Below are 8127 nucleotides of genomic sequence, written 5' to 3'. Positions count from 1 at the left end.
CCTCGCGCCCCCCCCCCCCCGCCGGGGGGGGGCGGGGGGGGGGGGGGGGGGGGGGGGGGCCCGCCCGGGGGGGGGGGGGGGCGGGGGGGGGGGGGGGGCGCCCCCCCCCCCCCCCCCACCGCGGCGGCGGAGCCGCCTCAGCCGTAGACGGCCACCCGGGGTTCGACCGTCCCCTGGACCGGGGCCGACGCGACGACGGTGATCCGGTAGTGCTCGGTGAGGGTGCGGTGGCCGTGCAGGACGACCTTCGCCGGGACGAGCGCGGTGTACAGCGTGCCGGTCTGGCTGGCGAGCGGCGTGGTGTGCCAGTGGCCGTCGGGGGACTGGGCTTCGAGCCGGATGCTCGACGGACTGAGGAAGGGGCCGGTGGCGGGGGATTCGACGAGGATCTGCGGGGCCACCGTCCGGTCCGTCGAGGCGTCGTTGCGGTAGGTGACGGTGAGCGCCCGCGTCGCGTGGCCGGACGGCAGGGAGGAGGCGGGCAGCTCCACGAAGCCGACCGGCGGGGCGCCGGTCGCCGTCTGCGCCTGGGCCGGGGCGGTGAGCAGGGCGGCCGGCAGGGCGGCGAGGGCGGCGGCCAGGGCCAGGCTGCGACGGGGGATCTTCCGGGTGCGCATGGCGCCTCCTGCGGTCGACGGCCGGGGGCGCGGAGCGCTCCGACGGTCCTGGCGGATCGGTGCCCCACCACCCTGCCCCCTCACCCGGAAGGCCGCACCCGGAAGGCCGCACCCGGTGAGCGGGCGCCGGGCCCGGAAGGAACGTCTGGGGAGGCGGCCGGACTGGGCCGAACGTGCGGGCGGCGGAGCCACGACGCCGATGCGCCGCCCCCGCCGCGGCCTGTCCCCTTACCTTGGGCGCAACCCCGGCCCGGCGGCCTCGCGAGGACTTCCTGCTGGTGATCGCCGGGGCCCTGCTCTCGGTGCCGATCAGCATGTTGCGCGCCCAGGCCGCCGCCTACGTCCGCCCCCACCTCCAGGGCACCGCAGAGACCACCCGGCAGGTGGTGCTGCGCCCGGTGCCGCCGGGCTGGGGCGGGGTGGACTCGGCGGCGCGCTACCTGGCCGCGGACGTCGAGGCCCGGGTGGGCGGCGACTTCTACGACGTGCTGGCCACCCCGTTCGGGGCGAGGGTGCTCCTCGGCGACGTCCAGGGCAAGGGCCTGCCGGCGGTCTCCTCCGCGGCGGCCCTGGTCGGCTGCTTCCGGGAGGCCGCCTTCCACGAGGCCGACCTGGCCACCGTCGCGTCCTGGCTGGAGGAGCGGCTGCACCGGCAGAACCTGCTGGCGGAGCAGCTGGGGGAGTGGGAGGAGCGGTTCGCCACGGCGGTGGTCGTCTGGTTCCCCGCGGATGCGCCGGGGGAGGTGGAGGTGGTCAACTTCGGCCACGACAGCCCCCACGTCCTCGGCCCCGGGGGTGTACGGCAGCTGCCGCCGGGCGACGGCGCCCCGCTCGGGCTGGCCCGGCTGGCCGGGGGGCTGCCGGAGGTCCGGCGGCTGCGCCTGGGTGTGGGCGAGACGCTGCTGATCGTCTCGGACGGGGTGACCGAGGCCCGCGACCGGGCGGGTGCCTTCTTCTCCCTGCGCGACTACCTGGACCGGCTGGCGGGCGGCTTCGGCGTGGTCGATCCAGGGCGCCTGGTGGACGAGGTCGCCGCGGCCGTCCTGCGGCACACCGGCGGCCGGCTGACGGACGACACCGCTCTGCTCGCCGTCCGCAGGCCCCCGGTGGAGGGCACGGAGGCCGGTCTCAGTCGTCGATCCGGCTGATCGCGCAGCCCAGCACGCCTGGGAGCCGGGCCAGTTCGGCGGTGAGTGCCGGCAGGTCGCCGCGGCCGTGCAGGGTGACGGTCACCTCGGCGATCCGGCCGTCCGGGCCGGGACCTTCGCCTCCGCATTGGCCGTCGTCCGGGTCGGGGTGGCCGTCGTCCGGATCGCCCGGCGGGGCGGGCCGGTCGGCGGCGGCCGGTTCCACGGCGGCCAGTTCGGCGACGGTGAACCCCTCCGCGGTGATCCGGACGAGCAGCGTGCGGAGCAGGCCGTGCCCCGCGGTGTAGGTGATGCGGCAGGTGGCCGGCCGGGCGCGCAGCCTCGGCAGGCGGTGGGTCAGGGGCCGCAGCACGTAGCCGACGAAGAAGTAGGCGGCGGTGGCCGCGGTGGCGAGCAGCGGCAGTCCTGCCGCGGCCGCCGTGCCGATCGCGGCGGTCAGCCAGACGGTGGCGGCCGTGGTCAGCCCGCGGATCGAGCCGCGCTGGACGAAGATCACCCCGGCGCCGATGAAGCCGAGCCCGGAGACGATCTGGGCGGCCATCCGGGACGGGTCCAGTGTGACCTCTCCGGAGCGCACCACGTCGCTGAAGCCGTACTTGCTCACCAGCGTGAACAGCGCCGCGCCGAGGCCGACGACCGTGTACGTGCGCAGCCCGGCGGCCTTCTGTCTGATCTCCCGTTCCAGGCCGATCGCGCTGGCCAGCACCAGGGCGATGCCGAAGTCGGTGAAGTGGACCCATCCTTGCCCGAAGGGCTCGATGACCGCGCCCAGTGTCCTCAACTCCTCCTGCCGTCCACTCGTCCCGCCCGCTCCCCGGAGGGGCGGGCACGACCCCGGTTCGGCGAAGCGGGTGCCCTCGACCCTACGACTCGTCAGCTGATCGGACCGGCGCTCGGACGAGTCCACTGGAAGGTCGGGGGGCGAACGGGAGGCGCGAGCGGTGGCGCGCCGTCGCGATGGCGGCGCCCTCGCGGCCGGTGGGTTCAGGCCGCGGGTTCAGGCAGCGGGTTCAGGCCGCGTGGACGGGCCGCAGCCGGTAGGCGTCACCGTGGGGGACGACTCGCCCGGCGGTGGGTGGGGCGAAGTGGGTGCCCAGCAGCAGGGTGTCGGTGTCGGCGAGGGAGGCCAGCAGCGCCCGGCGGGTGGCCTCGGACTGCCGAGGGTCGATGTCGACGCACGCGCCGATGGCCGGGTGGGCGAGCTGGACGGGGTGGTGGACGCAGTCGCCGGTGATCAGCGCCGTCCGGCCGCGGCTGGTCAGTTCGACCGCGACGTGCCCCGGGGTGTGGCCCGGGGTGGGGACCAGACGCAGGCCGGGGGCGAGTTCGAGGCCCCCGGCCGGGACGTCGACCGGGTCCAGCAGCCCGGCCCGTTCGACCGGGAGCACCGAGTCGCGGAACATCTGCGTGCGGGCCTCGTCCATGGCGTACCCGGCCCAGAACTCCCGTTCGGCGCGGGCGGTGACGTAGCGCGCGTGGGGGAAGGTGGGCACCCACGCGCCGTCGGCCTTCCGGGTGTTCCAGCCGACGTGGTCGGCGTGCAGGTGGGTGAGGAGCACCAGGTCGACGGTGTCGGGCGGGAAGCCGGCCGCGGTGAGCCGCTCCGGGTAGTCGGTGCGCAGGTCGTGCCAGGCCGGGTCGGCCCGCTCCTTGCCGTTGCCGATGCCGGTGTCGACGAGCACGCGCAGCCCGTCCAGGACGAAGGCGAAGCTGTGGCTGTCGAGGCGCAGGACACCGTCGGCGTCGGCGAAGTCGGGGCGCAGCCAGTCCTGGCGGGCCACCACCTCGGGGGTGGCGCCGGGCAGCAGCCACGGTCCGGTCGCGGGCGGCAGCGGGACTTCGTCGATGCGGTGGACGGTGAGGTCGCCGACCGTCCAGGAGGGAATGGGGGTGCTGGGCATGGGGACGGATCCTCCGCTGTAAAAGCAATGCGTTTGCGTTAGCGCGACGGTAGAACCTACAGTCGCACTAACGCAAATTCTTGGCTTTTGGCGCGAGGGTGCCCGGCCTCCGCCCCGGCCGCCAAGCTGCCGAGGCGCCGAACCGACATGGCGCCAAGCCGCCCACGAACAGGAGCGAACCGATGGACCCCACGGAACTCACCCCGCCCGAGGCGGCCCGCTGGGCCGCCAGGGCCGGACTCGCCCTGCCGGCCGAGCGCCACGCCGCGGTGGCGGCCACCGCCGAGCACATCGGCTCCGTCGTCGCCGTCCTGCGGGAGCTGGACTTCGGGGACACCCCGCCCGCCTCCGTCTACCGCGCGGGAGGGGAGAACCCCGATGCAGCCGTATGAGCTGACCCTCGCCGCCGCCGCGACGGAGATCCGCGAGCGGCGGCTCTCCCCGGTCGAACTGGTCGACTCGGTCCTCGGCCGCCTCGACCGGGTGGAGCCGTACCTCGGCGCGTACGTCTCCGTCGCCCGCGACCAGGCGCGCGAGACGGCGCGCGAGGCCGAACGGGAGATCGCCCGGGGCGGCTACCGGGGGCCGCTGCACGGCGTCCCGGTCGGCCTCAAGGACCTGATCGATGTCGCCGGAACGCCCACCACGGCCGGCTCCCGGGTCCGGGACGGCCACCGCGCGACCGCCGACAGCACCGTCGCCGCCAGGCTGCGGGCCGCCGGCGCCGTCCTGGCCGGCAAGACCCACACCCACGAGTTCGCCTACGGCCTGACCACCCCGCAGACCGGCAACGCCTGGGACCGCGACCGGATCGCCGGAGGGTCCAGCGGCGGATCCGCCGTCGCGGTGGCCTCCGGTGCGGCGACCTTCGCGCTCGGCACGGACACCGGCGGGTCGATCCGGGTGCCCGCCGCGCTGAACGGGATGGTCGGCCTCAAGCCGACCTACGGGCTGGTGCCCCGCCACGGCGTCACCCCGCTGTCCTGGTCCCTCGACCACGTCGGCCCGATCACCCGCACCGTCGAGGACGCCGCCCTGGTGCTGGGCGCCCTCGTCGGCCACGACCCGCGCGACCCCGCCTCGTCGGCCGCCCCCGCCGTCGACTACCGGCCCGAGCCGGACCCGGACCTGACGGGCCTGCGCGTCGGCGTGCCGGCCGACTACTACGTCGACCACGTCGACCCGGAGGTGGCGGCCGCCGTCCACCGCGCCGTCGCCCGGCTGGAGGCGCTCGGCGCCCGGCTCGTCGAGGTCGAGATCCCGATGGCCCGCTACCTGCTGCCCACCCTGTGGGGCCTGGTGGCGCCCGAGGCCAGCGCCTACCACGCGGCCACGCTGCGCACCGTCCCCGAGCTGTACCAGGCCGACGTCCGGGTCCTGCTGGAGGCCGGCGAGCTGATCGGCGCGGTCGACTACCTGCGCGCCCAGCGCGCCCGGACGCTGATCAGGGAGGCCTGGGCGCGACTCCTGACGGAGGTCGACGTGATCGCGGCCCCGACGGTCCCGATGACGGCGGTGCGGGCCGGCCAGGAGGCGGTCACCTGGCCGGACGGCACCGTCGAGAGCGTCGCGGACGCCTACGTCCGGCTCTCCGCCCCGGCCAACGTCACCGGCGTGCCCGCGCTGTCCGTCCCGGTCGGCCGGGACGCGGCGGGCCCGCCGATCGGCCTGCAACTGCTCGGGCGGCCGCTCGGCGAGCGGACCCTGCTGCGGGTCGGCCACGCCTACGAGCGGACGCAGCCCGCGCGGTCGCTCGCACCGGTCCTCCCCGCGGACGGACCCCCGGGCTAAACGCAAGGATTGCGCTTTAAGATGACGGTATGAGTCCTCGGCAGATGGTCCGCCCGGGTGGGCGCAGCGCCCGGGTCCAGGAGGCGGTGCACACCGCTGTGCGTGAGCTGCTCGCGGAAGTCGGCCGGGAACAGCTCACCGTGCCGATGGTCGCCCAGCGGGCCGGAGTCACCCCGTCGACGGTCTACCGCCGCTGGGGCGACCTCGCCGAGCTGCTGTCGGACGTCGCGGTGGAACGGCTGCGCCCCGACGCCGAGCCGCAGGACCGCGGGGACCTGCGCGCCGACCTCACGGCCTGGGCCGCACAGTTCCTCGACGAGATGGGCTCCGCCTCCGGCCGCGCCTACGTCCGTGACACCCTGCTCGGCGACCCGGACGGCGGCAACGCCGGCCAGTGCTCGGCCTACGCCGCCGAGCAGCTCGACCTCGTCCTCGCCCGGGCCCGCGCCCGTGGCGAGGACGCCCCCGAGGTGGAGACCGCGATGGACCGCGTCGTCGCCCCCCTGATGTACCGGATCCTCTTCCGCCCCTCCGGCCTCGACGCCGACTACGCCCGTCGGCTGGTCGCCGGCCTCCTCGGCGATCCGCCCGGTGAGACGGCCTGACAAGCAGTCATATCCCTTGGCCGGAACGTGAATGCGCGCTGTGCGAAGTGCGGCACCGCGCGCCCGTCCGTGCGTTAACCTCCTTTTGGCATGGACACATGCCGACCTCACGACTGGGGGAATCGCATGGCAGTCGGACGACGGCAACTCCTCACCTCCGTCGCGTTCACCGCCCTCGCCGCGCCCGTCCTGGCCAGGGGTACCGAGACTCGCGCGGCCGCCGCCCCGGGCGCGGCTGGGGCCATCGGCTCCGGGCCGTTGTTCATGCAGGTCGTCGCGCACGAGGACGACGACATCCTGTTCATGAACCCGGACCTGTCCAGCGCGATCGCGGACGGCACGCCCTCCGTCACGGTGTTCGTCACCGCCGGGAACGGGAGCGGTGACCCGTGCGCCACGGTCTGCTGGGACACCGCCGGCGAGCCGCTGCGCACCTGGAACCGGCAGATGGGCGCCGTCAACGCCTACTCCCGGATGGCCGGGGTCGGTGACACCGACCCGGCGACCGACGAGGTCGGGCACTGGACGGTCGAGGCCTGGACGGTGGCGGGCAAGCAGGTCGAACGGTACGTCCTCAAGGGGCGGCCGGTGCACCTGGTCTTCCTCAACCTGCACGACGCCAAGCTCGGCGACGTCCTGGCCGGCGCCACCGACACCACGATCGTCCCGGTCGGCAGCCCGCTGTCCGGGCCGTCGACCTACACGGCCGCGGACGTCGTCGAGGTGCTGCTCCAGTTGATGGCGACGTACCGGCCGACCGTGCTCAGGGCCCAGGACGAACTCCCGGACAGCCGCTACTCGGGCGACCACAGGGACCACGTAGCCGCCGCGAAGTTCGCGGGCGAGGCGGGCCGGCTGTACGGCGGCTCCCTGATCCAGGTGAACTACCGGGACTACAACATCGGCGACTGCCCGGCCAACCTCGACCAGCCGACGACCGCCACCAAGGACGCGGTGTTCGCCGCGTACGCCAGCCACGACCACTCGTCGGGGAACTACCTGCCCTCCTGGTTCTCCCGGATGTACTACCGCTGGTCGCGGGGCACCTCCTGGGCCGGGGTGAACCAGGACGGCCGGCCGCAGGTCTTCGTCGTCCGGGCCGGCGCCCTCCACACGTCCTGGCGTCAGCCGGACGGCAGCTGGGGAGGCCCGCTGCGGCTGGCGGACCCGGGCGGGCGGCTGGCCCCCGGCATCACGCTCGGCACCAACGCCGACGGCCGGCTGGAGGTCTTCGCCCGGCGCCTGACCGACCACCACATCGTCTCCCTGCCGCAGGGCACGCCCAACGGCTGGTGGTCGGACGCGTGGACCGACCACGGCAACCCCAACGCCGGGTCCGGCAACGAGTCCCAGGTCGGTGTGCCCGTGGTGGCGGCCTCCCAGGACGGGCGGCTGGAGATCTTCGTCAAGAACGGCGGCGGCGGCCTCAGCACCACCGGGCAGAGCGCCCCGAGCGGCGCGTGGGTGGGCACCTGGGCGGACCTGGGCGGCACCGACCTCCAGGACCCGGTCACCGCGATCCGCGACGGCGCCGGGGCGATCGAGGTCTTCGCGAGCACCCGCAACGGGATCCTGGGCTGGCGGCAGGGCGCTCCGAACGGTGCCTTCGGCGCCCCCGGCGCGATCCCGGGCGCCCGGCCGGCGAGCCCGCCCAAGGCCGCGCTCGACCAGGACGGCCGCATCGAACTCGCGTACCGCGAGGTGGGCACCGGCGCGATGCTGGTCAGCTACCAGGTCCGGCCCGGCGGTTCGTGGAGCCAGGCCCCGGCCGCCCTCGGCGGACACGGGGGAGTGGGCGAGCCGGCCGCGGCCACCCTCGCGGGACGGGTCGTCCTGTTCGAGCGCAATCGCGGCGGCGGCGTGAGCACCACCGCCCAGAACGCCCCGAACTCCGGCTACGGCCCCTGGCAGGACCTCGGCGGCACCGTCCTCGACCACCCGGCCGCGACCGTCGACGGCGCCGGCGTCCTCCACCTGTTCGCCATCGGCACGGACGGCCGCGTCCACTACCGCACGGGCACGACGCCCACCGCCTTCGGCAGCTGGCAGGCCCTCCCGCTCTGAC

8 protein-coding genes are annotated in these 8127 nt (G+C 75.4%); 5 read left to right on the top strand and 3 right to left on the bottom strand.

All coding sequences use genetic code 11. The features are described from left to right. Window positions 1-137: 137 nt before the first annotated feature. Complete coding sequence (locus tag ACIQOW_RS10370; RefSeq protein ID WP_401082276.1) at window positions 138-617, bottom strand: signal peptide protein; 480 nt, start codon at window positions 615-617, stop codon at window positions 138-140. A 233-nt stretch (window positions 618-850) separates the two neighbouring features. On the opposite strand from ACIQOW_RS10370, the gene ACIQOW_RS10365 reads away from it, so the two are divergent. Further along, window positions 851-1765, top strand: coding sequence for a PP2C family protein-serine/threonine phosphatase (locus tag ACIQOW_RS10365; protein ID WP_401082273.1), 915 nt, complete (start codon window positions 851-853; stop codon window positions 1763-1765). Here ACIQOW_RS10365 and ACIQOW_RS10360 read toward each other — a convergent pair. Beyond that, on the bottom strand, window positions 1746-2546 hold the full coding sequence (locus ACIQOW_RS10360; protein ID WP_401082270.1) for an MgtC/SapB family protein: 801 nt from the start codon (window positions 2544-2546) through the stop codon (window positions 1746-1748). The genes ACIQOW_RS10365 and ACIQOW_RS10360 overlap by 20 nt on opposite strands. Window positions 2547-2775: 229 nt before the next feature. Next, window positions 2776-3666 (bottom strand): MBL fold metallo-hydrolase, encoded by an 891-nt coding sequence (locus ACIQOW_RS10355; protein ID WP_401082267.1) that lies wholly within the window; start codon window positions 3664-3666, stop codon window positions 2776-2778. Window positions 3667-3848: 182 nt separating this feature from the next. On the opposite strand from ACIQOW_RS10355, the gene ACIQOW_RS10350 reads away from it, so the two are divergent. The 4 genes from ACIQOW_RS10350 (at window position 3849) to ACIQOW_RS10335 (ending at window position 8126) form a co-directional block, all read left to right on the top strand. Continuing rightward, window positions 3849-4058, top strand: coding sequence for a hypothetical protein (locus ACIQOW_RS10350; protein WP_401082264.1), 210 nt, complete (start codon window positions 3849-3851; stop codon window positions 4056-4058). Continuing rightward, on the top strand, window positions 4045-5457 hold the full coding sequence (locus ACIQOW_RS10345) for an amidase (protein WP_401082260.1): 1413 nt from the start codon (window positions 4045-4047) through the stop codon (window positions 5455-5457). The genes ACIQOW_RS10350 and ACIQOW_RS10345 overlap by 14 nt, the downstream gene beginning before the upstream one ends. A 29-nt stretch (window positions 5458-5486) precedes the next feature. Next, complete coding sequence (locus ACIQOW_RS10340; RefSeq protein ID WP_401082257.1) at window positions 5487-6062, top strand: TetR/AcrR family transcriptional regulator; 576 nt, start codon at window positions 5487-5489, stop codon at window positions 6060-6062. A gap of 126 nt (window positions 6063-6188) precedes the next feature. Then, complete coding sequence (locus tag ACIQOW_RS10335; protein ID WP_401082254.1) at window positions 6189-8126, top strand: PIG-L family deacetylase; 1938 nt, start codon at window positions 6189-6191, stop codon at window positions 8124-8126. The last annotated feature ends 1 nt before the right edge of the window (window position 8127 follow it).

Origin of the sequence: Kitasatospora sp. NPDC091335 (assembly GCF_044757205.1) — a bacterium.
Taxonomy (GTDB): domain Bacteria; phylum Actinomycetota; class Actinomycetes; order Streptomycetales; family Streptomycetaceae; genus Kitasatospora.
This window is presented reverse-complemented; position numbering and strand designations above follow the sequence as displayed.

What these genes read in the sequence shown, in the direction of transcription:
- ACIQOW_RS10370 (WP_401082276.1), bottom strand. Translation starts at nt 617, where the DNA reads ATGCGCACCCGGAAGATCCCCCGTCGCAGCCTGGCCCTGGCCGCCGCC.
- ACIQOW_RS10355 (WP_401082267.1), bottom strand. Translation starts at nt 3,666, where the DNA reads ATGCCCAGCACCCCCATTCCCTCCTGGACGGTCGGCGACCTCACCGTC.
- ACIQOW_RS10350 (WP_401082264.1), top strand. Translation starts at nt 3,849, where the DNA reads ATGGACCCCACGGAACTCACCCCGCCCGAGGCGGCCCGCTGGGCCGCC.
- ACIQOW_RS10345 (WP_401082260.1), top strand. Translation starts at nt 4,045, where the DNA reads ATGCAGCCGTATGAGCTGACCCTCGCCGCCGCCGCGACGGAGATCCGC.
- ACIQOW_RS10340 (WP_401082257.1), top strand. Translation starts at nt 5,487, where the DNA reads ATGAGTCCTCGGCAGATGGTCCGCCCGGGTGGGCGCAGCGCCCGGGTC.
- ACIQOW_RS10335 (WP_401082254.1), top strand. Translation starts at nt 6,189, where the DNA reads ATGGCAGTCGGACGACGGCAACTCCTCACCTCCGTCGCGTTCACCGCC.